This is a genomic window from Photobacterium arenosum (assembly GCF_014841115.1).
GTDB lineage: Bacteria > Pseudomonadota > Gammaproteobacteria > Enterobacterales > Vibrionaceae > Photobacterium > Photobacterium arenosum.
Genome location: NZ_JACYTP010000003.1, coordinates 18,793 through 45,462 on the forward strand (window position 1 = coordinate 18,793; position 26,670 = coordinate 45,462).

18 protein-coding genes are annotated in these 26,670 nt (G+C 51.7%); 14 read left to right on the top strand and 4 right to left on the bottom strand.

Going from position 1 to position 26,670, the window contains the following annotated elements:
- The first annotated feature begins 172 nt into the window (after positions 1–172).
- Positions 173–1,570, top strand: coding sequence for a phosphohexomutase domain-containing protein (locus tag IFO68_RS06030; RefSeq protein WP_192015082.1), 1,398 nt, complete (start codon positions 173–175; stop codon positions 1,568–1,570).
- A gap of 14 nt (positions 1,571–1,584) precedes the next feature.
- Here IFO68_RS06030 and IFO68_RS06035 read toward each other — a convergent pair whose 3' ends face one another.
- Together IFO68_RS06035 and IFO68_RS06040 are read right to left on the bottom strand one after the other, a co-directional pair.
- A complete protein-coding gene (locus IFO68_RS06035; protein ID WP_192015083.1) occupies positions 1,585–2,664 on the bottom strand; it encodes a hypothetical protein in 1,080 nt (359 codons plus the stop codon).
- Between the two features lie 64 nt (positions 2,665–2,728).
- Positions 2,729–5,044, bottom strand: a complete 2,316-nt coding sequence (locus tag IFO68_RS06040) for a hypothetical protein (RefSeq protein WP_192015084.1) — start codon at positions 5,042–5,044, stop codon at positions 2,729–2,731.
- 569 nt (positions 5,045–5,613) lie between these two features.
- On the opposite strand from IFO68_RS06040, the gene IFO68_RS06045 reads away from it, so the two are divergent.
- The 3 genes from IFO68_RS06045 (at position 5,614) to IFO68_RS06055 (ending at position 8,847) form a co-directional block, all read left to right on the top strand.
- The gene (locus IFO68_RS06045) at positions 5,614–6,984 is read left to right on the top strand and encodes an MBL fold metallo-hydrolase RNA specificity domain-containing protein (RefSeq protein WP_192015085.1); all 1,371 of its coding nucleotides are present in this window, start codon (positions 5,614–5,616) and stop codon (positions 6,982–6,984) included.
- A 171-nt stretch (positions 6,985–7,155) separates the two neighbouring features.
- Positions 7,156–8,322 (top strand): nucleotide sugar dehydrogenase, encoded by a 1,167-nt coding sequence (locus IFO68_RS06050; RefSeq protein WP_192015086.1) that lies wholly within the window; start codon positions 7,156–7,158, stop codon positions 8,320–8,322.
- Between the two features lie 135 nt (positions 8,323–8,457).
- Entirely contained in the window at positions 8,458–8,847 is a 390-nt protein-coding gene (locus IFO68_RS06055; protein ID WP_225445090.1) for a hypothetical protein, read from the top strand.
- A gap of 114 nt (positions 8,848–8,961) precedes the next feature.
- On the opposite strand, the gene mnmC is transcribed toward IFO68_RS06055, so the two are convergent.
- Positions 8,962–10,989, bottom strand: coding sequence for a bifunctional tRNA (5-methylaminomethyl-2-thiouridine)(34)-methyltransferase MnmC2/FAD-dependent 5-carboxymethylaminomethyl-2-thiouridine(34) oxidoreductase MnmC1 (gene mnmC, locus IFO68_RS06060; RefSeq protein ID WP_192015087.1), 2,028 nt, complete (start codon positions 10,987–10,989; stop codon positions 8,962–8,964).
- Between the two features lie 204 nt (positions 10,990–11,193).
- Between mnmC and fabB the strand changes: the two genes are divergently transcribed.
- The 10 genes from fabB to purF all read left to right on the top strand — a co-directional run bounded on the left by fabB (position 11,194) and on the right by purF (position 25,858).
- Positions 11,194–12,408, top strand: coding sequence for a beta-ketoacyl-ACP synthase I (fabB, locus tag IFO68_RS06065; protein WP_192015088.1), 1,215 nt, complete (start codon positions 11,194–11,196; stop codon positions 12,406–12,408).
- Positions 12,409–12,675: 267 nt separating this feature from the next.
- Positions 12,676–13,842 (top strand): 4-phosphoerythronate dehydrogenase, encoded by a 1,167-nt coding sequence (locus IFO68_RS06070; RefSeq protein ID WP_192015089.1) that lies wholly within the window; start codon positions 12,676–12,678, stop codon positions 13,840–13,842.
- Entirely contained in the window at positions 13,839–14,852 is a 1,014-nt protein-coding gene (locus IFO68_RS06075; RefSeq protein WP_192015090.1) for an aspartate-semialdehyde dehydrogenase, read from the top strand. The genes IFO68_RS06070 and IFO68_RS06075 overlap by 4 nt, the downstream gene beginning before the upstream one ends.
- Before the next feature lie 268 nt (positions 14,853–15,120).
- Entirely contained in the window at positions 15,121–19,509 is a 4,389-nt protein-coding gene (locus tag IFO68_RS06080) for a FimV/HubP family polar landmark protein (RefSeq protein ID WP_192015091.1), read from the top strand.
- 131 nt (positions 19,510–19,640) lie between these two features.
- Entirely contained in the window at positions 19,641–20,420 is a 780-nt protein-coding gene (truA, locus tag IFO68_RS06085; protein WP_192015092.1) for a tRNA pseudouridine(38-40) synthase TruA, read from the top strand.
- Positions 20,421–20,699: 279 nt separating this feature from the next.
- Positions 20,700–21,641, top strand: a complete 942-nt coding sequence (gene accD / locus IFO68_RS06090; RefSeq protein WP_192015093.1) for an acetyl-CoA carboxylase, carboxyltransferase subunit beta — start codon at positions 20,700–20,702, stop codon at positions 21,639–21,641.
- Between the two features lie 193 nt (positions 21,642–21,834).
- Positions 21,835–23,118 carry a bifunctional tetrahydrofolate synthase/dihydrofolate synthase gene (gene folC, locus IFO68_RS06095; protein ID WP_192015094.1) on the top strand — a complete coding sequence of 428 codons (1,284 nt, stop codon included), beginning with the start codon at positions 21,835–21,837 and terminating at the stop codon, positions 23,116–23,118.
- Positions 23,119–23,120: 2 nt separating this feature from the next.
- Complete coding sequence (locus IFO68_RS06100; protein WP_192015095.1) at positions 23,121–23,681, top strand: SPOR domain-containing protein; 561 nt, start codon at positions 23,121–23,123, stop codon at positions 23,679–23,681.
- Positions 23,682–23,745: 64 nt separating this feature from the next.
- Positions 23,746–24,237, top strand: a complete 492-nt coding sequence (gene cvpA, locus IFO68_RS06105) for a colicin V production protein (protein WP_027252861.1) — start codon at positions 23,746–23,748, stop codon at positions 24,235–24,237.
- Between the two features lie 103 nt (positions 24,238–24,340).
- Complete coding sequence (gene purF / locus IFO68_RS06110) at positions 24,341–25,858, top strand: amidophosphoribosyltransferase (RefSeq protein ID WP_027252860.1); 1,518 nt, start codon at positions 24,341–24,343, stop codon at positions 25,856–25,858.
- Positions 25,859–25,944: 86 nt separating this feature from the next.
- On the opposite strand, the gene IFO68_RS06115 is transcribed toward purF, so the two are convergent.
- On the bottom strand, positions 25,945–26,544 hold the full coding sequence (locus tag IFO68_RS06115; protein WP_161444961.1) for a Yip1 family protein: 600 nt from the start codon (positions 26,542–26,544) through the stop codon (positions 25,945–25,947).
- Between the last annotated feature and the right edge of the window lie 126 nt (positions 26,545–26,670).

Sequence of the window (26,670 nt, forward strand, 5' to 3'; positions counted from 1 at the left end):
TCTATTGGTATATTTGTGCCTGGCTTTTTGGATTCCCGCCTCCGCGGGAATGACTGAATAACAGAGGAATGATGAAATAACAGGGGAATGACGGATTAGAGGGGAATGACGGATTAGCAGGGAAATGACGGGGTAGCAAGGGTGTAAGTACGAGTGGTAAACGGAGGCCGGCATGGAAAGACTCACCTGTTTTAAAGCCTACGATATCCGCGGTGAGCTGGGGCGGGAGCTGAACGAGGACATCGCTTACCGGATCGGCCGGGCGTACGGCCAGCATTTCCGGCCAGTAACGGTGGCGATTGGCGGCGATGTGCGGCAGTCATCGCCGTCACTGAAAATGGCACTGGCGCAAGGCTTGATGGATGCCGGAGTGGATGTGATCGATCTCGGTCTGACCGGCACAGAAGAGGTATATTTCGCGGCGCAAAGCCTGCTTGTTGACGGGATTGAAGTGACGGCAAGCCATAATCCGATCAATTACAATGGCATGAAGCTGGTCAGGGCCGGGGCGATACCTGTCAGCGGCGACACGGGCTTACACGATATTCGCATACTGGCTGAAAGAAATGATTTTGCGGCGCCCGATCAGCTCGGCCAGCTGCGTCACCAGTGTGTGCTGAATGACTATATTGACCACCTGCTGTCTTATATCGCACCGTCAGAGATTACACCGCTGCGGCTGGTAGTGAACGCGGGGAATGGTGCGGCGGGACATGTGATTGATGCGCTGGAGGCGCAATTTGGTCAGCGCCGGATCCCCATTGAGTTTGTGAAAATCCACCATGAGCCCGATGGCACTTTTCCTCACGGGATTCCCAATCCGTTATTGCCTGAGTGCCGGGCGTCGACCTCACAAGCGGTGAGGGCGCATCAGGCCGATATGGGCATTGCCTGGGACGGCGATTTTGACCGCTGCTTTCTGTTCGATGAGCAGGGCCAATTCATCGAAGGCTATTATATTGTCGGTTTGCTGGCACAAGCTTTTTTGCAGCAGCCCGCAGATCCGAATGACTCCCGGCCGAGCAAAATCATTCATGATCCTCGTCTGACCTGGAATACGGTCGATATCGTCACGGCCAATGGCGGACAGGCGATCCAGTCGAAAACCGGTCATGCTTTTATTAAAGAAAGGATGCGGCAGGAAGACGCCCTATATGGCGGTGAAATGAGTGCCCACCATTATTTTCGCGATTTTGCCTATTGCGACAGTGGCATGATCCCCTGGTTGCTGGCGGCACAGCTGTTGTCTGTAAAAGGACAGTGTCTGTCAGAACTGGTCGCGGACAGGGTTCGGGCTTATCCGGCCTCCGGTGAAATCAATCTGACGGTCACTGACACTGACGATGCCATCGCGACAGTCCGAGCTGTGTACGAGCCGGACGCACTGGCACTGGATCAGACTGACGGGATCAGTCTGAGTTTTTCTGACTGGCGCTTTAAGCTCAGGGCATCAAATACCGAACCCGTTTTGCGTTTGAATGTCGAGTCCCGTGGCGATTCCGCGCTGATGAAAACGAAAACGGCTGAAGTGCTGGCGTTGCTTCAGCCGTTTTCTGCTCCCAAATCATGACCAATAAGGCGTCATCAGAAAGGCACCTGGCCCGACAGCATCACGGTCAGCTGACTGGCTTGCTGGTAGTCCAGATTGTCACTGATCACCTGCATCGACCAGTATCTGTGGGTGAGGGCCAGTCCGATGGCCTGGCTCTGCAGGGTATACGAGAGCCGGGTGCTGACCGTACTCCAGCCATGGCTGACAGCGAGATCCGTTAATTGCGCACCATAGCCATAAAAATGGCTGGCCGACAATGCGGTATCACCAAACAGGTAGGCTAAGCGGCCTGTGTACTTGGGGGTCAGCCGCTGTTTGTATTCTTTGTAACCTTCAAAGCCACTCGCGATAGGGTTGATGTTGATGTAGCCATTCTCGTCGGTTTCTGCCGTGGCGGTGTTGGCAACGGCTGTGGTGTAAGGCGCACGATCCCACATGATTTCGCCATAGGCATCCTGCACAAAGGCCGACAGAAACCAGTGTCGGTTAATGTGCCAGTCAAATCCCAGATCGGTACTGAAGCCGTAGCGGCTGGTGGGTTTGTCTGCAATTCGGTCCAGCAGTACATCTTCACCATAGACATAGTCCAGGTTCAGCTGACCGCTGATATCATCGCTGGCACTGCGCTGAACCTGGCCATGTAGCTGACCTTCCATTAAGTCGGTGGCCTTCAGATAGCTGCCTGCGACATAAAAAGCCAGGTTGTCAGCCGGCTCCATACGCCAGCCGAGGCGGATGCCTTGCTGAATGGTATGGTTAACATTCAAATCCACCTGATAGGTTTTGCCGGGCACCATGTCTGTCCGGTTCAGGGAATCCCCATAGAGCAACAGTGCATCCGGGGAATGTTTGAGAAACCATTCATAGCGGTAAAGGTAGCTGAGCGTCACATTGTGATAGCGCAGCCCAAAGGCGGCTTCGTTAAAGGTGAAGGCGTGATTTGAGCCCTGATAATCACTTTCCTTGCCTTTGACCAAAGCATAAATACTGTTGTTCTCGGCGTAGCTTTGCGAGTTTATCTGAACGAATGGGGCGACTGAGTCGGTCGCTGTTCCCGGCGCCAGAGGCAGCAGGCTCAGGCCGGTAAGGGTTGTTAAGGTCGTCAGCATCATAATTACAACAAGAGAGCCCTGACAGATCAGGGCTCGTGACTAAAAGAATGAATGGGCAAATCGCTTACATTGACTCGAAGGAACCGTCGGTATAACGGATCAGCAACAGATTATTGTTGGTCGTGCTGATAGTCCCGGTCGATTTACCGTTCACATAGATGGTGCCGCCAATATCGTCTTCCCCTTTTTCGGTCAGGGTCGCTACCAGGCCTTTACCATCGCGCAGCGAGACATAAGGCGTGTTGTTGTCACTGTAAGGCTTGTAGCTGGTGCTCAGGTAAGTGTCTTTACCGTTATAAGTCACTCCGGCATCCACTTCGATCAGGTTGTAATCGTTGCGGGAGATGTCCAGCGACAGGCCAGTCGCAACTGGAGTATTGTTAGCGTTCAGAATGTTAGCGCCTAGTGCCATTTTGACGTTGGCTCTGATGAAGCTGTCTTTGGTTTCAACACTTTCTTCAGTGATGACTTCTTCACTTACTGTATTGCAACTGCTGTCCCAGTCAGACCACCAATCGCAGTAACGGCCACTGGTTATGTGGGTGATATCTTTTAGATGCACATAACCACCCATGTTATTTAGCCTGATATCCATCAAGGCTGAAACTGCCTGATCGTCTGAAGCAATAACACCATCAATTTTAAATGTCAGGCTTTTGGCTTCGATGATGGAGCTGTCTTTGTTCTCGTTGGACCAATCAGTGCCCGTACCATCCCAATATCCACTGTATTCATAACCATTGAAATCGGCAGAAGAAAGACCATCGGCGATAAGAGTGATATTTCCCGTAAAAGTATTCTGGAATGGTGTATTTTCCTGGTAGCTATAATATGCAAGCGTTGCCTCAGAGAGTTGAAGCTTTAAGGTGTTTACCTGAGAGGCTTTCGAGGTACTCCACTCGGACTCATGGATCTCAGTTGAAGGATTGCTATAGTTTCTTTTCTCTTCTTTGGTGATCTTGGCGCTCAACACAACATGACTTTCGGAAGCATGTATTAAAGCGTCATTATAATATGCAGCCAGCTCGTTTAGCGTGATATTAGTATGCACTTCTTCTGTTGAAGTCTTCGTGCAGTAATCTGAGTAACTACAATTCTGGTCGGTTTCAGTAACTGTTCTGGTGCTATGGTCGTAAGAGCCTGTTGCCACCAGCGATACGCCATTTTGCTGAACGGTATACTGGTCACCGTCTTTATAAACGTAGTAGTTGTTGCTGGTGAGCAACATACTGCCTTCGAAGTTGGCATCTGGCTTCATGGCTTCACTAATGGCAATGATGGCGCCATTGACATTTTCCAGCAACATTTCTGTATCTTCCTGCGCGATACTGCTTATATCGCCCAGTTCGTCAGCAAAGTTTGTCAGCCCGGTATTCAGATCCCCGCCATCAGACGCGGCAGTATAGACAGTACGGATTTGTTTGATGAAGTCTTTGGCCTGCACGACGGCGTTAGCGACGGGTTTGTCAATATCAATACCAATCTCGATATTATCCGGATTAATGGCTGAAACATCCTGCTCGGCATTATCCAGTTTTGAACCCGTGTTGCCCTGATTATTCGCATGGGCTTTTGCCTGACTGACTACCTGAGTGGTATCAGCCTGGATCTGGCTGACGACATTTTTATTCACGGCCAGTTTGCCATTGGCATCATAGTCAATTAAGTCATCAATATTGACACTGCCACTCTTGCGGCTTTGTTCTATCGATGCCGACAGAATGGCAGCGCGCAGATCTTCGTTGTCTGAACCGGCAATGGCACTCGCATCGGTAATGTCTACTGAGCCCATTTCCGTGATGGGCTTGGTCAGGCCGAGCGCTTTCCCGATAATGGCATTGCTGTTGTTGACTATGTCAGTCGTCAGATCCAAAGCGCCGGTCAGTTCAATGGCTTTTTTAGCTGCCAGATTGGTCAGGCTGTTAACATTGGCGGTTTTGATTTCACCTGAAGAAGCAATAACGGCCAGCAGTTTGAATTCGTCTGGAACTGTCATCCACTCGCCGAATTCAATCGGATTTCCGCTCGCATCCTGACAGCCAACGTAGTCACATTTCATTTGGGTGCCTGTGCCTTTGGTCACAACAACCAGCAGGGCTTTATTGGCTGGAAGACCTGTCAGAGAAAACTGGCCTTTTTCATTTGTTGTTGTCGTGAGCAACGGAGAAACACAGTGTTGCTGGCTGGTATTGGCGACTGTGGCTTCACACACGGCGACCTGGCCTGACTTCACTATCCCTTTATTGACGACACCTGCCGTGGTGATCTCTGTTGGTGAAGTATTGGAGCCTGTACTATCTTTATTACTCCCGCTGCCACCGCCACAGGCGGTTAATCCCAGCGAGGATATGATAAGTGTCGCCAAAACTGACTTTTTCATGATATTTCCTTTGAATAAATATGAGAGCCTGAGGCTACTTTCAATGTGCCTTTTATTATTGGCTGCAATCGAGCTTGCTATCTGTGCGCTGGTCTGTCGGCCAGTTCGCGCAGTAATTTATTGCGATAAGCTTTATAAATGAATTGCTGAATAAATAAAGCCTTGATCCCAGATACAATGTGCATTTCATTTTTTAATGATGAAAACTGTGAATTGCTTCATTAGTTTCTTCTGCAATTTGATACCTGCCATAGAGCCTTGGTTCTGTGCATCGGGTGTTTTTTGAGCGGGTGACGAATTACGCAATGGCACTTAAAGCGTGGTAAAAGCCGGGCAAGCGTCCAGTAAAAAAACGGACAAAAGCCCGGTGAAAAGTAAGGTCAAAAGGATGACTGAACCTGATGCGGCCTGACTAAACGGACATGCCGTCGAATATTTGAAATTAACCTGTGTTGGGCATGAAAGTTTTTCGTGAATTCAGTCGCGCAATTTTGCTGTTAATGTTTCACCTGTCATTAACTTTGTCATGCTGGGTGAATTATTTAATCTCTTAATACCAGGGGAATAAGGTGAATATTTTACACCATGGAGCTAGGGACGGGGTGACCGGTTCTTGTCATGAGCTACAGCTAGGAAGATACAGTCTGCTAATCGATTGCGGTGTGTTTCAGGGCGAGGAAGCCAAAGTCAGCAACGATATTACCTTTCCTGTTGAGCCCATTCGGGCACTTATTCTGACTCATTGTCATATCGATCATGTCGGCCGTATTCCCTGGTTATTAGCGGCTGGCTTTCGCGGGCCGATTTATGCCACAGAAGCGACAGCAGCCTTGTTGCCTTTGATGCTCGAAGATGGACTGAAATTGCAACTGGGATTGAGCGATGAAAAGTGCGAAGCCTTTATCCGGTTGGTGCGCTCTCAGCTAAAACCTGTGCCATTTGATTGCCGGGCGCAGATCATGCTGCCGGATGGCCAGGATGTCAGCCTGTCATTTCGCCAGGCAGGCCACATTTTAGGCTCGGCTTATGTCGAGTTACTGCTGTCTGATCGCCAGAAAGTGGTGTTCTCCGGCGATCTTGGCCCTAGTAATACCCCGCTGCTGGTCGACCCTGAACCGCCGCTGCATGCTGACGTACTGGTGCTGGAAAGCACCTATGGCAATAAGCGTCACCCTGGCGTGGCAACAAGAGAGCAGGCGTTAAAAAGCGTGGTCGAGCAGTCGTTAAAAGACGGCGGGGCTATTTTGATACCGGCGTTCAGTCTGGGACGCACTCAGGAACTGCTTTTTGATTTGGAAAACATTGTAAACAATGAAATCAGCCAGCCCTCTGCGGAGAGTCCGTGGCTCAATTTGCCGATTGTGCTTGATTCCCCCTTAGCCATGAAAATCACTCAAGCCTATCAGGGCTTTAAGCGGTTATGGACCAAAGAAGCCAAGGCAAGGCTGGATAACGGTCGCCACCCGCTGGACTTTGATCAGTGCACCCAGATTGATGCACACAGCGATCATATCGGCTTGGTTAACCGTCTGCAGGCCAGCGGAGAGCCGGCCGTTATTGTGGCTGCCAGCGGGATGTGCAGTGGCGGGCGGATCATGAATTATCTGGAGGCTTTGCTGCCTGATCCCAGAACCGATCTGCTGCTTATTGGCTATCAGGCCAGGGGCACACTGGGCCGGGAGCTGCAAAATGGCGCCAAAGAAGTGATGATTAACAATAATCGCATTGAAGTGAACGCCAGAGTGCACACTATGACGGGGTATTCAGCCCATGCCGATCAGCGGGATCTGATCCGTTTTGTGAAGGGCATTGAAAAAGGGCCTGCTGAAATTCGTCTGGTTCATGGCGACAGACCCGCTCAGGAAGCACTGGCGCGACGCTTGCAAAAGGTCAAACCGGATGCAAAGGTGATAGTTTGCGCAAACCTGAACCAGGATTAAGTCATAGCTTGCATCAGGACTGTCTTTCGATACTCTATTCTGCGCGATAACACAGTGATAGCTGAGCAGTATATTCAATCCGTTTAATGGGCTTTGTCATCTGCATTCCATATCAACCCATTAAGCTGGGGCTATCATTGTTGTTAAGTAGGCAGAGTTTGAGGACAGATAATGAAAATAACAGTAGCGGGAACAGGTTATGTTGGCCTGTCGAATGCTGTATTACTGGCACAAAACCATCAGGTTATTGCGCTGGATATTGTAGAAGAGAAGGTAAATCAGCTTAATCAGAGGCTCTCCCCCATCGTTGATACAGAAATCAGCGAATACCTCAAACACCGTGAGTTGAACCTGACGGCCACGACAGATAAACACCTCGCTTATGAAAATGCCGATTTCGTCATCATAGCAACGCCAACCGACTATGATCCGGTGACCAATTATTTTAATACTGCATCAGTGGAATCTGTGATACGCGATGTTATTACCATCAACCCTGATGCTGTGATGGTGATTAAATCCACGGTTCCTGTCGGTTATACCCAACGGGTAAAAGAAGAGTTCGGTACTGATAACGTTTTGTTTTCACCTGAGTTTCTTCGTGAAGGCCGGGCGCTGTACGATAACCTGTATCCATCACGCATTATTGTAGGTGAGCAATCGCAGCGGGCTGAAACCTTCGCAAATCTGCTGATCGAAGGCGCGGTTAAAGACGATATTCCGGTGCTGTTCACCCATTCGACCGAAGCGGAAGCGGTGAAACTGTTTTCCAATACTTATTTAGCGATGCGGGTGGCTTATTTCAATGAGCTGGACAGTTATGCCGCCGCGCATGGCCTGAACAGCCGTGAGATTATTCAGGGGGTAGGACTGGATCCGCGTATTGGCACCCACTATAACAATCCTTCGTTTGGTTACGGCGGTTATTGTTTACCCAAGGACACCAAGCAATTGCTGGCAAACTATCAGGAAGTGCCGAACAACCTGATCCGGGCCATCGTTGATGCCAATTCCACCCGCAAGGACTTTATTGCTGAATCCATTTTGCGCAAAAAACCCAGGGTGGTGGGGGTGTACCGCCTGATCATGAAAAGCGGCTCAGACAATTTCCGGGCATCATCGATTCAGGGCATCATGAAGCGCATTAAAGCCAAAGGTGTGGATGTTGTTGTTTACGAACCTGTGCTGAAAGACGATGAATTCTTTCATTCTGCGGTGATTCGTGACTTAGCGGAGTTCAAGGCAATGTCTGATGTCATTGTGTCGAACCGAATGACGCCAGAGCTGGAAGATGTGCTTGAGAAAGTCTACACCCGTGATCTGTTTGGGGCTGATTAATCAGAGAGTTCCGACCAAAATGAGTGAGTGTCTTACTTTTCTTGCGGTTTGATTTCGACATAGATCACAGAAAATTAGCATCCCTGTCTATACTTGAGTTACCTCTTTGGTTATTTGAGATGGTCAGGGACTGCTATGAGAACTCTTGCAAGAATCCTTACGGGGATCGATTCCCGAAAGCCCGTCATTGCGCTAATGGCGGTTGGAGTAATAGTTGCTGGAATGATGATGAGTGTGGGTGTAAGTGCGGCAGAAACGGCAACAGAAGTGCCCGCTGTGCCTAAGGCCACATCAACCCCAGTGACGACCCCTTCTTCGGCAACGACATCTTCTGCGACAACCTCGTCGGCAACTGCCTCTAAAGGGTCTGCGGCGGGCATCACTACGGCGTCTGCGGCATCAGCAGGGGGCTTAACGGCCACTGTGGTTGCTGTCGGGGTGGCCGCTGTGGTGATAGGTGTTGCGTTATCGGACACCGGCGGCGGTGATGATAGCCCTGCGCCGCCGGTCACCAATCAGCAATAGTCTGAACCTCGCCTGAGCGGTATCACTGCCGGGTATTGAGTGCTCTTCCCACGTAAATGGGGAGAGCCATTACGGTTGTGCGCTACCACATTTTGCATGACGCATATTGCTGAATCAGCTTTCTACCGCTTTTCCTTTGAGTAATTTGCGTACCCACATCCGTCCCGGATGCAGAGCATCAAGGACACTCAGAGGTAGTGGCAGTGGATCTCCGCATAACTGGGACGCCAGCACTTCGCCCAGCAGCGGCGCTGAGCTGAGACCGCGGGAACCCAGTCCTATCATGGCATAGAGTCCGGAATAGACAGGCACATCCGCGGCTTCGCTTTGCTGCTCCCGCAGTTCGGCATACTGACTCAGCAGCGTCTCAAAGCGGCAGACATCCCCGACGAAAGGCAAATGATCCCGGCTGGCGCAGCGAACACCGGTTCGGGCATCCTGTGCGGAGACATCGATGGCTGTTGGCCAGTCAACAGCGGGCAGACATTCTGCCAGCCGCGTCTGGTTATCCTGATGTTCTTCTGGCGAGAAACTCAGATCGGTACTGTTGCGGCGATAACTGGCGCCGATACAGTGCGTCTGTGTGTCTGGGTTTACCGGCGTCAGATAACCGTCGTAACACAGAACCGATTTCAATTGCGCCAGTTCACCCTGGCTGGGCACATGGCTGACCTGACCACGTACTGAGTAGGCAGGGATATCCCGGGTCTGCGCGAATTCTGCAAAGCGATGCCCATTGGCAACAACCACGGTTGAATGGATGAATTGCCGGTTATCACGGCTGATCAGCGACCACCGAGCGCTGTCATTCTGGCTCAGACTGGTGATGTCAGTATCAGTATGCAGCGACAAACGTCCTGTTGCCTGTGCCTGTTGAATAAGGGCGCGTGTCAGCGCTTGCGGGCACAGCCAGCCGCCAAGCGGGTAGTGCACACTGCGGTGACCGGTTGTTACGCCTGTGATGGCCTGAGTCTGTTCGACATCCAGGGCATGAACGACATCCTGCGGAAAGCCGCCGCTCAGCATCTTATCCAGTTTTTCTGCCGTTTTCTCATTCCAGGCCAGTTGAGTGACGCCGCACCAGTCATGGCTGAAATCACTGACTGCAGCAGCCTGTTCGACAAACTGCCGGGCGTAGAGATAAGCCGGGGCAAAGAAACGACTGAGCGCATCGTTGGAACCATTCAGCAGCGGGTAGACAGCACCCTGGCGATTGCCTGATGCTCCTTCTGCGGGCAGGGCGTCGGCACAGTAAAGGCTGACCTGAACGCCGCGCCGCACCAGTGCCAGTGCGGTCGCGGCTGATCCTATTCCGCCGCCAATGATAGCCACATCGGATAAATCTGCAGCGCTCTGGCGGGCATACCAGGGGGCAAAACTGGCTCCCTGGCGGCGTTCAGACAAGGTGCCGGCCAACATATCTCGCTTGTAGCCGAACCCTTTGACTTTTTTCATGTCAAAACCGGCATCGTTCAGTCCGCGGCGGACAAAACCGGCGGCGGTGAATGTGGCGGCGGTACAGGCTTCGCGGGCCAGTGCTGCCATGCCGTTGAAGAGATCCTGGTTCCACATCTCAGGATTTTTACTGGGGGCAAAACCATCGAGAAACCAGGCGTCGACTAACCCGCCTGCTGGGGTCCATACTTGAGGAAGAGAGGTTTTAATGTCACCAAACCACAGGTCCAGGGTGATCATGCCATCTTCCAGCACCAGGCGGTGGCAGTCGGCAACGGCCGGTGGATAATGAGCATGGAGCTGACGGGCAAGATCGGCCAGCTCAGGCCAGGATTCATGGGCTTTGATCAGATCCTCACGGGTGACAGGAAATTTTTCGAAACTGATAAAATGCAGCTCTTTAACACTGGCGTCCGGGTTCGCCTGACGAAAGGCTTTGAACCATTGCCAGACCGCAAGAAAATTCAGACCCGTGCCAAAGCCGGTTTCTGCCACAACAAATCGGCGGCGGTCAAAGGTGTCCCAGCGCGTCGGCAGCCCATTCTGCTGCAAAAAGACATAACGTGTTTCTTCGAGTCCGTTGGCATTGGAGAAATACACGTCGTCGAAATCGTGAGAAACTGGCGTACCGGCTTCGTTCCAGTCCAGAACGGCATTTTCAATCTGTTTAGGCGACGAATGGGACAAAAGAAAACCTCTTAGTAAAGATAACGTGATGATTTTTTAAGCAAGAAATGTGAAATGCCGCTATGTCTTACAGGCAAACTTTGGTAAAAGATCATCAACTGACCACGATAAGTAGCGGATTGTAACCGATCACGGGGAAAGCTGACCACTTAAGCTTACTAAACCCGTTATCATCACCGCGTTAAATGACAGTAGGAATTCATCATGAAACGAGCCGTAATTACAGGCATGGGTATCGTATCCAGTATCGGTAACAATGTGAAAGAGGTACTGGATTCTCTGAAAACAGGTAAGTCAGGCATTAACTTTTCTCAGCAGTTTGCAGACGCAAAACTGCGCAGCAATGTCTGGGGTGACCTGAAAATGAACCCGGCTGATCATATCGATCGTAAAAAAATGCGTTTCATGGGCGATGCCGCAGCCTTCGCGTATTTGTCTATGGAACAGGCAATTGAAGATGCTGGTCTGACTGAAGAGCAGGTCTCTAATGAACGTACTGGTCTGGTGGCCGGTTCGGGTGGCGCATCTTCGTATAACCAGGTTGCAGCCGTAGATATTCTGCGTGAGAAAGGTGTGAAGCGTGTCGGCCCTTACATGGTACCTCGTACTATGTCATCCACCGTGTCTGCCTGTCTGGCAACCCCATTCAAGATTCGTGGTGTCAACTACACCATGAGTTCTGCCTGTGCGACATCTGCGCACTGTATCGGCCACGCGCTGGAGCTGATTCAACTGGGCAAACAAGACGTTGTATTCGCCGGTGGCGGTGAAGAGCTGGACTGGTCACTGACCATGATGTTCGATGCCATGGGCGCGCTGTCAACCAAGTACAATGACGATCCATCAAAAGCATCACGTACCTATGATGCCGATCGCGACGGTTTTGTGATTTCCGGCGGCGGCGGCATGGTTGTCGTGGAAGAGCTGGAGCATGCTCTGGCACGCGGCGCGAAAATTTACGGTGAAATCGTCGGTTATGGCGCGACATCGGATGGTTATGACATGGTTGCCCCTTCAGGGGAAGGCGCAGTGCGTTGTATGAAGATGGCGATGCAGGATCTGGATGCACCTATCGATTACATCAACACACACGGCACCTCAACGCCTGTGGGTGATGTGAAAGAGCTGGGTGCCATTCAGGAACTGTTCGGCCAGAATAGTCCGGCGATTTCAGCCACCAAAGCCATGACAGGTCACGCTCTGGGTGCTGCCGGTGTTCATGAAGCCATTTACTCCACGCTGATGCTGGACAATGACTTTATTGCCCCGAGCATTAACATTGATAATCTGGACCCGGCGGCAGAAGGCCTGGACATTGTGCGTGAAACCCGTGATGCCAAGATGAAAACCGTGATGTCGAACTCGTTTGGTTTCGGCGGCACCAACGCGACGCTGGTGATCAAGAAATACGAAGCCTGATAAGCCGGCATACAGATGATGCTTTATGCAGAGTCTGTATCCCCTGATTTCCAGGGCGGCGCGATACTCAGGGTTTCCTGTATCGCGCCAGTATTCAGACGCGGCACTTATCGAGTGTTCTTCCCCATCCTGGATGTTTAACCCGGTATTTATACCGGGTTTTTTTGTCGTTACAGAATGGCTAGTCAGTCTGAGCTTTTCTTGACATCAGCCAATTTTTTCCCATGCTAGTCCGCAATTGATTCGCGCTACTTTTTCGGAGCCCCAATGAAAATCCTTGTAGATGAAAACATGCCTTATGCGGTTGAACTGTTCGGTCGTTTAGGTGAGGTTATCGCCAAGCCTGGCCGCACACTGACAGCCGAAGATCTGGTTGATATTGATGGTCTCATGATACGTTCGGTCACCAAAGTGAATGCCGATTTACTGGCAAAAGCCGACAAGCTGCGTTTCATTGGCACGGCAACCGCCGGTCAGGACCATATTGATCAGGCCGCGGTGGAAGCGAAAGGGATTGCCTACACAGCCGCGCCGGGCTGTAACAAGGTCGGGGTGGCTGAATATGTGCTAAGCAGCCTGATGGTGCTGGGCCAGCAGCAGGGTTTTTCGATTTTCGACAAAACGGTAGGGATTGTCGGGGCCGGCAATGTCGGCTCGTATCTGGCAGGCTGTCTGGATGCCTTAGGTATCCGCTATTTGCTCAATGATCCCCTCAAAGAAGCGGAGGGTGATCCGCGGCAGTTTGCCTCGCTGGACACTCTGATTAAGCAATGCGATGTCATCACCCTGCACACACCGTTGACAACGCAGGGCGATTACCCGACTCATCACCTGGTGGATCAGGCGTTTCTTTCCCGCCTGAAAGACGGGGCGATTTTGATCAATGCCGCCCGGGGCCCTATAGTCGACAGCCTGGCACTGAAACATGCCCTGCAGCAGTCGCAAACCGGTCAGGGTAAAGCACTGACGGCGGTACTGGATGTGTTTGAGCATGAGCCTTTGGTTGATCGCGAGCTATTGCCTTTGCTGGCATTTGCCACCCCCCATGTGGCAGGTTACGGCCTGGAAGGCAAAGCCCGTGGCACGACTATGATTTTCAATAGCTTCTGCGAATTTCTTGGCCGCGACGACAGAGTAGAAGCAGCAGAATTGTTACCGGTTGCGCCTGTGCCCTTGGCACGGCTGAGCAGAGAGTGGGATGAAGACACGCTCTTCACCTTGATTCAGTTGATCTATGATGTCAGAAAGGATGACGCCCTCTTTCGCCGTAAGATGCAGGCGGTCGATGATGCCGGTATGGCGTCGGAATTCGATAAGATGCGAAAAAATTACTGGGATCGACGCGAATACAGTGCGGTCACAGTAGAAGGTCAGGGGCATTTTGGGTTAGAGTCGCTGGCTAAATTAGGTTTTACTGTTGAGGAAACACCATGAGTCAGGAATTTGATATTGCCATTCTCGGAGCCACCGGTGCCGTTGGGGAAGCCATGGTTGAGGTGCTGGAGGAGCGTAATTTTCCTGTCCGTAACCTGTATCTGCTCGCCTCCGAGCGCGGTGCGGGCAAGACGCTGCGATTTAAGGGTAAAAGTGCCCGTGTGACCAATGTCGAAGACTTCGACTGGACGCAGGTGCAGCTGGCGTTGTTTTCTGCCGGTTCTGAGGCCTCTGAACATTGGGCGCCGATTGCCGCCGACGCGGGTGTGGTGGTGATTGATAATACCTCATGCTTCCGCTACGACCCTGAAATCCCACTGGTTGTGCCGGAAGTGAACCCGGAAGCGCTGGCCGATTTTCGTAATCGCAACATAGTGGCCAACCCGAACTGTTCGACGATTCAGATGCTGGTGGCCCTGAAGCCGATTCATGATGCTTATGGCATCGACCGGATTAACGTGGCGACTTATCAGTCTGTTTCAGGCTCGGGTAAGAGTGGCGTGAATGAACTGGCTGGCCAGACGTCCAAGCTGCTGAACGGTTTGCCGGTGGAAAACAAAGTCTACTCTAAGCAGATTGCTTTTAATTGCCTGCCGCAGATCGACGAGTTCATGGATAACGGCTACACCAAAGAAGAAATGAAAATGGTGTGGGAAACCCAGAAAATTCTCGGCGATGCCAATATCCGCGTGAACCCGACTTGTGTCCGTGTGCCGGTATTCTACGGCCATGCGGAAGCTGTGCATGTGGAAACTTGTCAGCCTGTGATTATTGAAGAAGTGATCAGCCTGCTGGAAAATGCCGATGGCATCGAAGTGTTCCACGGCAGCGAGTACCCGACTCAGGTGGTGGACGCTATCGGCAAAAACCATGTCATGGTCGGCCGTATCCGGGAAGATATCAGTCACCCTTGTGGTCTGAATATGTGGGTGGTGGCGGATAACGTCCGTAAAGGTGCAGCGACCAACAGCGTGCAGATTGCAGAGAAACTGATCCAGGAATACCTGTAAGACACAAAGCGAGTTGTTCCGGCCACCAAGCGGCCGGATACACCCGGCGATTCAGAGGCGTGCGAATGAGCACGCCTTTGAGTTCCTTTAGCCAATTTCTTGATCTTCACAGTAAAAGCCGGGCATGGTGATTGACATCAAGCCATGGCAGGCAACAATCACTTTTAATGTTCACAAACGCCTGTCGTTTTGCATTTACGCTCAAGTATTCTGGCTACAGGCCGAAGAATTCCTAGTTTACTATCTCTGCCAGAGAGGACAGCAGGCAGTGTCTGACTCATCAAATAAAATGAAACGTGCCATCTTACCGGTGGTTATCGCATCGGCGGCTTTGCAGCTTCCTGTCGCCGTTCAAGCGAACACTGTTCGAATTATGGGGCCGACCGATCAGGTTGCTGAGCCCGTACAACCACCGGCGCCTGCGGTGTCACCCGCGCCATCGCCCCGACCCGCTGTGACTCAGCCTCGCGCGGCCACGTCGCGTCCAGCGACGGCTCCCGGCAATCGCTCTGTCGGTATTTACGGCCCGACAGGCGAAAACGAAACCTTATGGTCCATTGCGTCGCGGTATAAGCCCAATGACAACGTTTCTATTTATCAGGTCCTCGGGGCAATTTTCCGTGCCAACCCCAATGCCTTCACTGACAGCAATATTCATGGCCTGATCCCGGGTAGCCGCCTGAGAATGCCGACCATGGCTCAGATTCAGGCGGAAAATGCCGATCAGATACGCAATCGCGTAGAAACTGATCTTCAGCGCCGTGAGCAGTCGCGCGCGCGCGCGGGTAACGCGGGCAATACGACCGGAGGTAATAATAGCCGTCCGGCCTCTGCATCAGCAGGTACGTCGGGGACAGGCTCAGCTTCTGCACCCAGATCGGCGCCAGCACCGAAACCGGCCGTACCTGCGCCACAGGTTCAGGCTCAGTCTCCTTCAGTGGCTGCCAGCACGCCAGAACGCCCAGCCGCACCAGCAGTGTCATCCACCGCGCCTGCAGCGGGTGTTGCCGCCGCTGCCGCAGGTACGGCGAACGGTGCCCTTTCGCCTGCGCTTCAGGAGCAGCTTGACACCTCAGATGAAGAGCTGACCAAATTACGCGAAAGTAATCAGTTGCTTCGTGTTCGCTTGTCTGAAATGCAGCATGAAATTGGTGCGCTGAAAGAACAGCTGGCGGGTGACGAGGAGCTGCGCGGCGAAATTCAGTCATTCATTGCCCAGCAAAAAGTGCAGCAAGGCCAGCTTGACGCGCCGCTGGTCGAACAACCGCCAGTTCACTGGCTGGATAAACTGGTTGCAAACCCGTGGGCACTGGCAGGTGCTGCTTTGATTCCCGGCAGTTTAATTGCAGGCTTACTGGCATTTTTCGTTGGCCGGCGCCGTAAAGAGGAAGACACAGCTCCCCCTGTCGCTGAGGTAAGCAAAGAAGCGCCTAAGCCTATAGTCACTGATCTGGACGATGATGAACCGCATCTGGGGCTGGACAGTGAAGACAGCAGTCTTGACGATCTGTTTGATGATAAGACGCCGCAGGACAATCCGATCTTCTCGGACAACCTGTTTGATGATAACGATGCAGAGCTTGATGAGCTGGATCTGACGGACGGGCTGGATGACGCCTTTGGCAATGAATTGCCAAAGAGTGATATCTCGGTTAAGAACAACGATCAGGCCATTGGTCTCCAGGATATGGAGCGTGCACTGGATCAGATTGATCAGGCGCCGCCGCAGGAAAAAGAAGACAGTCTGAGTGGCATTTGGGACAAGCCTTTCAGCGCACAGGATAACGAAGAAACGGACTTTGATCTTGCCGTTGGTTTACTGGAAGACGAGGACGCATTGCCGGCAAAGCCCGTCGAAGACAAGCGCAATGACGATCTGTTCGATGCCTTTGCTGACAGTGAACTGACAGGTAATAAAGCCGACAGTATTGAGCTCGGCATGCTGGATCAGGACATTCTCAATGAACTGATGCAGGATTTTGAACGTGAAGGTGACGTGCAAAATGAGCCCGCCAGCTCTGCGGTTAACAATGCCCGGGCTGACAGCATTCAGGATGACAGTGCTGAAGCGGATTGGGAACTGGACGATCTCAATAGTGACTTCAACCTGGATGCCAGCAGCACCGAGTTACTGGACGAGCTGATTGATGATCAGGAAAGTGATGCTGACAGCGACTTTGAGCTGGATGAAAACAGTACGGTCCTGCTGGACGAGTTGCTGGATGAAGATAACCCCAACGAGCAGATCGATCCTGAGCTGGATGCTGAAGAAAACACAGATGAAGACAAAGATGTTTTCGATGAGCTGCTGACACTGGATGAGGAAGACCCTCAGGAAGAGGATACTGTTAGTGCGGATGACATCGACGATCTGATTTTTTCTGAAAAAAAAACCGTCGATGAGCACTTAAGTGAGCTGGATGACACTGAGACACAAAGCGAGCCGCCTGAAGAATACCTTCAAGGCATGGCCGATGTCGGTGACTCGGTTTCAGATGGTACAGAGACCCAAGACTCTGCCCCTGATGAATCTGACACTGGTATTTTTGACGCTGAGCCCGAAGCTGAGAAAGTGGCCGATGCAGCGCCACCACCAGCCGCAGTTCAGGCGGCGACTGATGAAGCAGAAGCAGTCGCTGAATCTGAATTTGAGCCAGAATCTGAGCCAGAAACGACAGCCAGCCAGGATGAGCTGACCGTTGAAGCGGACCCGCAGCAGGATGATATTGATAGCCTGCTGAGTGACGTCCAGACGGATGACTCAGTCGTTATGGAATCTGACAGCGCAGATTCGGCCCCGGACGACAATATCGAAGCCGAGGATTCAGGCGCTGTGAATGAACCGGTTTCACACAGCGAAGCACCTGCAACTGAGATTGGCGATACTGAAGCAGAGCCAGAGAAAAGTGTGTCTGCTGAGCAAGACGCAGATGAAGGGGCAGCAACAGAAACGTTTGCCCAGCAGGTTGCGGAACACACTGCACCTGACGCTCAGGATGTGGTTGCTGAGCCTGCACCGGCTTCACCAGACACCGAGTCGGCGGAAGATCACGATACCGTGCAGTGGCATCACGACAGCGATGAAGCCAGCCAGTTGATAGAACAGAACCCGTATCTGAAATCGGAGCTGGCTGAAAAGGCTGTCGATGAGGCACAGGTTAAAGCACAGGAGCAGGCTCAGACACAAGTACAGGCTGCAGAGCCTGAGTTTGTGGACGACGAGCAGGTACATGAACATACCTCGGCGCTGGATGCAGCAGCGGAGCAGCCCGAAGCAACACTCGATCCTGCCTGGGATGAGGCCGTTGCCGGACGCCAGGAACCTGTGTTCAACCTGGAGGAATTTCCGGAGTTCGACGAAGAAGCTGCGCTGCTCGATCCTGAAGCGGTCTCGTGGCAAGACGATGAGGATGACAAAGACTGGTCTGATGATGATGCCCAGGCCGCGCTCAATAAAGTCTCGGAGCAGTTACAGCTGGCCGCGCAGGCTGCTGAGCGAAACGGTGAGCTGGCTGAGACAGAAGCAGAACCGGCGCAGGCAGTACCGGAGCAAGATGCTCCTTCATTACAAGATGATTCTGCGTCGCAAGAGGCTTCTTCCGGGCAAGCTGTGCCTATGCATGGCAAACCTCAGTATGAATATGCGGTGATTGATCCGACGACCTTGCCTGAGTTTGATGAAGATGATGCATTGAATGCCTCATTTGAAGAGCAGATGGAGCTGGAGCAGTACGAGCAGGAACTGAAGCACGGCGATGAAGCACAGACTGTCCAGCCTCAGCCTCAGCCTCAGCCTCAGCCTCAGCCAGAGCCAGAGTCACAGCCAGAGCCAGAGCCAGAGCTGAATGAACCCTGGAGCGATGAAATGATCGACTCCGCAGGCTTGGATATGGCGGCGTTGCTGGCAGAACCTGAGCTTGAACTGCCAGCTATGCAGACGTTTGATGAGCTTCAATCCGATGAGACACTGCCTTCAATGCGCACCGAAGACAGTGCGGATGCTGAGCCTGGGGGGGAACTGTCTGATCTTGCGTTGCCTGATGCCGACGTTCCGGCTGAGCCTGAATCTTTGCCGGAGCCACAGCCTGAATCTGAACCCAGAGCAGAACAAAACAATCCCGATGAGTTCGAGCATGAACAGTGGCTGCTACATGAAAGTGTGCCGCTGTCCGAGCTGGATGATCAGGAGCTGTCGCCGGAAGAAAACGCCATCTGGGGAGCGGATATCCCTGAGCCTGAACTGGAAAGTGAGGACTGGGGGGAGCAGCCGCCGCTCTCTGAACAGACTGACGAGCCTGTGGACGTCGCAGATACTCAGGCAGAGAGCCAGCTGATAGCCTCAGCAAGTGACAATGAGCCTTACATCAGTATCGATGAACTGATGAAAGAGCTGGAAGGGGAGTCGGATCCTGAACTGGATTCAGCACCGCTGAAGCTGGATGTGGGGCTGGATGAGTTTCCGGATGTGTTAGCCGGCATTGGCGATATTGATGTCGACGGTGCGGGTGAATACGCCAGCAAACTCGATTTGGCCAAAGCCTATCTGGAAATGAATGACACTGATGGGGCATACTTTTTATTGGAGGATGTGGCTGAAAACGGTGATGGCGATGTCAGCCGTGAAGCTGCGAATCTGTTATTAAAGATGGATCGCTGATCATTTCATCAGACTGAACAGGAAGTCCGCGTATGCGGACTTCTTTTCTTTTGGCGCTTTTTTTATAATCCCTGCTTTCGCTTTGCTGGCGGACACGCTGGCAGGGTTTTCAGATAAGTAAGAGTGCAGACATGCGAATTGCCTTAGGAATTGAGTACGACGGGAGCCGCTATTTTGGTTGGCAGCGTCAGCGTGACGTTGACAGTGTGCAGGGCAGACTGGAAAAAGCGCTGAGCAAAATTGCCAACCAGACCATAGAGGTGCAATGCGCCGGTCGTACTGATGCCGGTGTGCACGGTACCGGGCAAGTGGTGCACTTTGATTGTGATACACCGCGCAAGCTGGTGGCCTGGACGATGGGAACCAACGCCCATTTGCCCAAAGACATTGCTGTGCGCTGGGCAAAGGAAGTACCGGATGAGTTCCATGCCCGTTTCAGCGCCACCGCCAGACGTTATCGCTATGTCATTTACAATCATGCGCTGCGGCCTGCTATCCTTGGTTCGGGTATCAGCCATTATCACGGTGAGCTGGATGCTGAAAAAATGCATCAGGCCGGACAGTACCTGCTGGGCGAGAATGACTTTACTTCATTCCGGGCGGTGTTTTGCCAGTCCCGCAGCCCGTGGCGTAATGTGATGCACCTGAATGTCACCCGGCAGGGCCATTACGTCATTATTGATATTAAGGCCAATGCTTTTGTTCATCATATGGTGCGTAATATCACAGGCAGCCTGATTAAAGTGGGGCGGGGCGAAGAAAAACCTGAATGGATTCAGTGGCTGCTGGCGCAGAAAGATCGTACTTTAGCGGGTGCGACCGCAAAAGCGGAAGGCTTATATTTGGTTGAAGTGGATTATCCTGAAGCCTATGATTTGCCCTGCGTTTCTGCAGGCCCGCTCTTTTTGTGAGCAGGTGATCTGTTTTAACGCGCAATATCGCGCTGACTGGTTGTCGCGCAGGCAAGGTCTGCAGAGGTTGAGTGAAATCTGAGCTGTAATGGTTCAGTCGGACGTTAACTGGTCGGTCAAGTTTCTTGAGCTAAGATCCCGTTAACACTCTATTTCCTCAAGGTACAACCAGTTTTTTATCTACACTTAGACGAGTTTGTGTTTTAATTCCGGACTTGAAATTATCGAATTGATTATCCCTTGCCACAGGGCGGGGGAGATGTAAATGAAAGGTCATTCATGAGCTGGCTTGAAAAGATCCTCACAAAAAGCAACATTGTAACGTCTCGTAAAGCATCTATCCCTGAAGGGGTATGGACGAAATGTACCTCTTGTGAACAGGTACTTTATTACGCTGATCTTGAGCGCAATCTGGAAGTTTGCCCAAAGTGTGATCACCACATGCGCATGAAAGCCCGCCGCCGTCTGGAAACCTTCCTCGATGAAGAAGGCCAGGTGGAGATTGCTGCGGAGCTGGAGCCTAAAGATCACCTGAAATTCCGTGATTCGAAAAAATACAAAGACCGTATTACAGCGGCCCAGAAAGCCAGCGGTGAAAAAGATGCGCTGGTGGCCATGAAAGGGACATTGTTACAGCAACCTGTGGTTGCCTGTGCCTTTGAGTTCTCCTTCATGGGGGGCTCTATGGGATCGGTTGTCGGTGCCAAGTTTGTTCGCGCGGTTGATGAAGCGATTGCCAATAACTGCGGTCTGGTTTGTTTCTCTGCCAGCGGCGGTGCCCGTATGCAGGAAGCGCTGATGTCTCTGATGCAAATGGCGAAAACAAGTGCGGCGCTGGAGCGTTTGTCGGCGAAAGGTTTGCCTTTCTTCTCTGTGCTGACTGATCCGACAATGGGCGGTGTTTCTGCCAGTCTGGCGATGTTGGGTGATATCAACATCGGCGAGCCTAAGGCGCTGATTGGCTTTGCCGGACAGCGGGTGATTGAGCAGACTGTACGCGAGAAGTTACCTGAAGGTTTCCAGCGCAGTGAATTCCTGCTGGAGCACGGCGCGATTGATATGATTGTTGACCGCCGTGAAATGCGTCAGCGTATTGGCGGCCTGCTGGCCAAGATGATGAATGCTGAGTCTCCGCTTGTGGTGCCTGTCGAAAGGGAACCGCAGGTGTCAGCGGACGTCGAAGCTGACAGCGATACCGAGTCTGCGGAAGACAAAGCTTAAGACGAAAAAGCGCCTGGTTGTATACCGGGCGTTTTTTTTCGCGCAGACAGAAGTGAAAAGCGGTCTGCCAGTCAGGCAAATATCGTTATTGTTCCACATTTCGTTTCTTCGTTTGGCTCTCAACCGTTAAATTCTGCGTACTTCATGCTACATTAAGCGACATCATCTTAATTACATTAGTTAGTACTGTTACATGTCTGATTCCTCTGCAACGCCGCAATCTGTTCCTTCGGCTACTTCACCGCTAAATGACTGGCTGCTTTATCTGGAAAACCTTCACACCAGTGCCATCGAGCTGGGGCTGGATCGTGTGCAGGCCGTGGGTGAGCGGGCCGGATTACGCAAACCGGCACCGACAGTGATTACTGTTGCGGGCACCAATGGTAAAGGTTCGACCTGCGCCATTCTTGAAGCCATCCTGCAGCAGGCGGGATACAGTGTGGGTGTGTACAGCTCACCACATTTGGTGCGCTACAACGAGCGGGTACGCATTAATGGTCAGGAGCTGGATGACAGTGAACACAGTCAGGCGTTTGCGGCGGTAGAATCATACCGGCAGGACACCAGTCTGAGCCTGTTCGAATTCGGTACACTGGCCGCACTCAACCTCTTTAAAACCCATCAGGTAGATGTTGTGGTGTTAGAAGTGGGACTGGGTGGCCGACTGGATGCGACCAATATTGTGGATCATGATGTCTCGGTTATTACCAGTCTGGCCATTGATCATGTGGACTGGCTGGGGAACGACATCGAAGTGATTGGCTATGAGAAGGCCGGTATTTTCCGTGCCGGGAAGCCAGCCGTCTGCGGTCAGCCCAATCCCCCTGCTTCCGTGGCCGCGCATGCTGACAGTATTGGGGCTGAGTTGTATCAGGTTGGCTATCAGTATACCTACGAGCAGGCAGGAGAGACCTGGAACTGGAAGTGCGGTGCATTCGACATGGAACAGCTGCCTCTGCCTGCTTTACCTTTACCTAACGCGGCCACTGCGCTGATGGCACTTGGTGTCGCTGAACTGGAGATCAGTGATCAGCACATTGTTTCCGGCTTAGCCAAAGTGCGCCTTGCCGGCCGGATGGAAACGGTAGCGGATAATCCGCTGATTTTACTTGATGTGGCCCATAATCCGCATTCGGCAAATTATCTGGCCCGTCAGCTCAAGGCGCTGAAGAATGTCCGCCCGGTGGGTAAAATTCACGGCGTGGTGGGTATGCTGCGTGATAAAGACATCCCATCAACCCTGATTGAGATGAAGGCGGTAGTGGATGCCTGGTATCCGGCCTCGCTCAAGGGGCCTCGCGCCGCGTCTGCCCAGGAAATTGCTGAGCATCTGACGTTTGAGGGCGATCTGTATACTGCACCTGAACTTGCTTATCAGGCGGCATTAATGCTGGCGCAACCTGAAGATGTCGTGATTGTCTTTGGTTCGTTTTACACAGTTGGCGAAGTGTCCAGCTACATTAAGACACAGGAGTAAGTGTGGCGAGTAAATTTCAGAGTCGTCTGGTCGGAACTATCGTACTGGTCGCAATCGGTGTGATTTTTCTGCCTGATTTTTTTGATGGCAAAAAGCAGCACTTCCAAGAGCAGTTTGCCAGTATTCCTTTGCAGCCTCAGACTGGTAATGGAGACAACCTGATTGCGATTCCGGAACCCGTGGATGCGGAAGCCGAATTACCACCTATGCCAGTGACTGAGCAAATTGCCGGAGAACCTGTACTACCCGAGTCGGTATCCGAGCCTGTTAACGTCAAGCCGCAGCCTGTCGGCGAACCGCAACCGGGCAACACAGACAGTGGCTGGGTGATTCAGCTGGGGGTGTTCCGTAATTTTGAGAATGCGCATCAACTGGTTGAGAAACTGAGAAGTAAAGGCTATCAGGCGCACGTTCTGCCAAAACAGCTGAAACCAGGTGATTTGGCCCGTGTTGTCGTCGGACCCGAGATCGACAAAGATAAACTGTCAGGGAAAGCAGACGATTTGCGTAAACTTACCGGGCTTAACGGGCAATTGCTCAGATTTAACCCACTCAACCCTTAGGTAAACGTTTGCGTTCTGATTTTTTCTGTTAGAATACGCGCCAACAACAAGAATTAAGTAGAAGATGATCTGGATTGATTATGTCATTTTAGGGGTGATTGCCTTTTCTTCACTGGTCAGTTTGATCCGTGGTTTTGTGAAGGAAGCGCTGTCGCTGGTGATTTGGTTTGCGGCATTTTTTGTTGCCAGCAATTTTTACAAAGAACTGGCGGTGTATTTCACCAATATTCAGGATGAGCTCATACGAAATGGCAGTGCTATCGCGGTATTGTTCATTGCCACACTGATTGTGGGAGCGGTAGTGAATTATGTGATCGGGCAACTGGTGCAGAAAACCGGTTTGTCCGGTACCGATAGGGTGCTGGGTATCGTATTTGGTGCCCTTCGCGGTGTGCTTATCATTGCCGCTGTGCTGTTTTTTCTGGATGCCTTTACCGGTTTTGCTGATGCAGAATGGTGGCAGGCGTCGCAGTTAATCCCGCAGTTTGGTGTGGTAATTGAGTGGTTTTTCTCTTACCTGAAAGAGAGTTCCAGTTTTCTTCCCGGCGCGTTATAGCGCCGGATTTATATTAATTGCATTGAGTAACCGTATGGAGACAACGAACTAACGTATTGTTACTCAATGCAATTATTGATGATCCATGACGAGGATTTAGGACATGTGTGGTATTGTCGGAATCGTGGGAAACACCCCGGTTAACCAGTCTATTTATGATGCACTGACCGTGCTGCAGCACCGTGGCCAGGATGCTGCCGGTATTGTTACCCTGGAAAGCAATCGTTTTCGTCTGCGCAAGGCCAATGGCCTGGTGCGTGACGTCTTCGAAGCAAAACACATGCAGCGTCTGCAGGGGACCGTAGGGCTTGGGCACGTTCGTTACCCTACTGCGGGCAGCTCAAGTGCTTCAGAGGCTCAGCCTTTTTATGTGAACTCTCCTTACGGTATTTCACTGGCGCACAATGGTAACCTGACTAACGCAGCCGACATCAGAGATTCGCTCTTTGAGCAGGCTCGCCGTCATGTTAACACTTCTTCCGACTCGGAAATTCTGTTGAATGTTCTGGCTCATCAGCTGGAAGGCGCGACTAACTACCCGTTAACTTCAGATGACATCTTTGCGGCGATTCGTGCTGTGCATAAAAAGGTGCGTGGTGCTTATGCCGTTGTGGCTATGGTTATCGGGCATGGTCTTATGGCATTTCGTGACCCGCACGGAATCCGCCCTCTGTGCCTGGGTAAGCGCGAAGTTGAAGGTAAAGTCGAGTACATGGTTGCCTCTGAATCGGTGGCACTGGACGCGGTGGGTTTTGATTTCATGCGTGATGTTGCACCGGGAGAGGCGGTCTATATCACTTTTGACGGCCAACTGTTCACTGAGCAGTGTGCTGAAAATCCGGCTTTGAACCCATGTGTGTTCGAGTTCGTGTATTTTGCCCGTCCAGACTCTTTCATTGATAAGATTTCTGTGTACAGCGCTCGTCTGAATATGGGTAAGAAGCTGGGTGAGAAGATTAAGCGCGAGTGGGATGATCTGGATATTGATGTGGTTATCCCGATTCCGGAAACCTCTTGCGACAGTGCACTGGAAATTGCCCGTACGCTTGATAAACCTTACCGTCAGGGCTTTGTGAAGAACCGCTATGTCGGCCGTACCTTTATCATGCCGGGTCAGCAGCTGCGCCGTAAGTCAGTGCGTCGTAAACTGAACGCGATCAGCTCTGAATTCAAGGGTAAAAGTGTACTCCTGATTGATGATTCGATTGTACGTGGGACCACCTCTGAGCAAATCATTGAAATGGCGCGTGAAGCGGGTGCCAAAAAAGTCTACCTGGCTTCTGCGGCGCCGGAAATTCGTTTCCCTAATGTATACGGCATTGATATGCCAAGCGCGAATGAACTGATTGCTCATGGTCGTGAAGTGGATGAAATCTGCAAGATGATCGGTGCAGACGGTCTGATTTTCCAGGACTTGCAGGATTTGGTGGATGCGGTTGCAGAAGGCAACCCTGACATTAAACTGTTCGAAACCTCCGTCTTTAATGGCAACTATGTCACGGGCGATGTGAATCAACAGTATTTAGAGTACCTGGAAACGCTGCGCAGCGAGGATGCCAAAACGCAACGTGAGATTCAGCAGGAACTGGCAAACCTGGAACTGTATAACGAAGGCGTGTAACGTCGTTTACTGTCAGTACCAGTGTCTGAACACAAAAAGGCAAGCTCCCGGAGCTTGCCTTTTTAATGTGTTGAAGCCGGGACAGGTTAGTGGCTGAACTGTGGCCCCAATCCCATGTTCCACAGGATGACTGAGCCGGCAATGATGGAAACCAGCAATACCAGGCCACAGGTTACAATCGAGCTGGCATAGATAAAGCCGCGCTCTTCCGGAATGTGCATCAGAATAGGGACACCTGTGTATAGCAGGTACACGGAGTAGGTAATACCGACCAGTCCGGCCATCATCAGAAACCACAACTGAGGGTACAAGGCGGCAATACTGATCATAAACAGCGGTGTTGCTGTGTAAGCTGCCAATTCAAGCGCTTGGGTATAGGTTGGTGTTGAGCCAAAGGTATGGCTCATCCAGTATGTCAGGTAGGCAAGCGCAAATACCCCGCCAATCAGGGCAAAGTACATGGCAACAGACATGAACAGCGCACTGGACGGTGTCAGGTAAATCGGGTCAACAGCCCCGACCCGCCAGCCGATAAACACACTGGAAATGTAGGCAAAAATAGGCGGAAGCAAGGCGATCAGCATAATGTGGCTCAAACTGCTTTGCATCCCCTCATGCTGCTCATCAATGTTGTGCCACTCTTTTTTGGGATGAGTGTAAAGCCCGAATAAATGTCCCAGAATCATAACCTATCCTCGTTATCTAGGGTGCAAATCGCACAACGTATTGCAGGTTGTTGTTCAGAACACTGTCAGTGCATATCCGGGCACTTTTTGTGTTCTTTGTCATATAACGTTTAGACGGGCTTCTGC

What these genes read in the sequence shown, in the direction of transcription:
- IFO68_RS06075 (WP_192015090.1), top strand. Translation starts at nt 13,839, where the DNA reads ATGAGTCAGGAATTTGATATTGCCATTCTCGGAGCCACCGGTGCCGTT.
- truA (WP_192015092.1), top strand. Translation starts at nt 19,641, where the DNA reads ATGCGAATTGCCTTAGGAATTGAGTACGACGGGAGCCGCTATTTTGGT.
- fabB (WP_192015088.1), top strand. Translation starts at nt 11,194, where the DNA reads ATGAAACGAGCCGTAATTACAGGCATGGGTATCGTATCCAGTATCGGT.
- cvpA (WP_027252861.1), top strand. Translation starts at nt 23,746, where the DNA reads ATGATCTGGATTGATTATGTCATTTTAGGGGTGATTGCCTTTTCTTCA.
- IFO68_RS06055 (WP_225445090.1), top strand. Translation starts at nt 8,458, where the DNA reads ATGAGAACTCTTGCAAGAATCCTTACGGGGATCGATTCCCGAAAGCCC.
- IFO68_RS06030 (WP_192015082.1), top strand. Translation starts at nt 173, where the DNA reads ATGGAAAGACTCACCTGTTTTAAAGCCTACGATATCCGCGGTGAGCTG.
- IFO68_RS06050 (WP_192015086.1), top strand. Translation starts at nt 7,156, where the DNA reads ATGAAAATAACAGTAGCGGGAACAGGTTATGTTGGCCTGTCGAATGCT.
- IFO68_RS06070 (WP_192015089.1), top strand. Translation starts at nt 12,676, where the DNA reads ATGAAAATCCTTGTAGATGAAAACATGCCTTATGCGGTTGAACTGTTC.
- IFO68_RS06035 (WP_192015083.1), bottom strand. Translation starts at nt 2,664, where the DNA reads ATGATGCTGACGACCTTAACAACCCTTACCGGCCTGAGCCTGCTGCCT.
- IFO68_RS06040 (WP_192015084.1), bottom strand. Translation starts at nt 5,044, where the DNA reads ATGAAAAAGTCAGTTTTGGCGACACTTATCATATCCTCGCTGGGATTA.
- purF (WP_027252860.1), top strand. Translation starts at nt 24,341, where the DNA reads ATGTGTGGTATTGTCGGAATCGTGGGAAACACCCCGGTTAACCAGTCT.
- IFO68_RS06115 (WP_161444961.1), bottom strand. Translation starts at nt 26,544, where the DNA reads ATGATTCTGGGACATTTATTCGGGCTTTACACTCATCCCAAAAAAGAG.
- folC (WP_192015094.1), top strand. Translation starts at nt 21,835, where the DNA reads ATGTCTGATTCCTCTGCAACGCCGCAATCTGTTCCTTCGGCTACTTCA.
- accD (WP_192015093.1), top strand. Translation starts at nt 20,700, where the DNA reads ATGAGCTGGCTTGAAAAGATCCTCACAAAAAGCAACATTGTAACGTCT.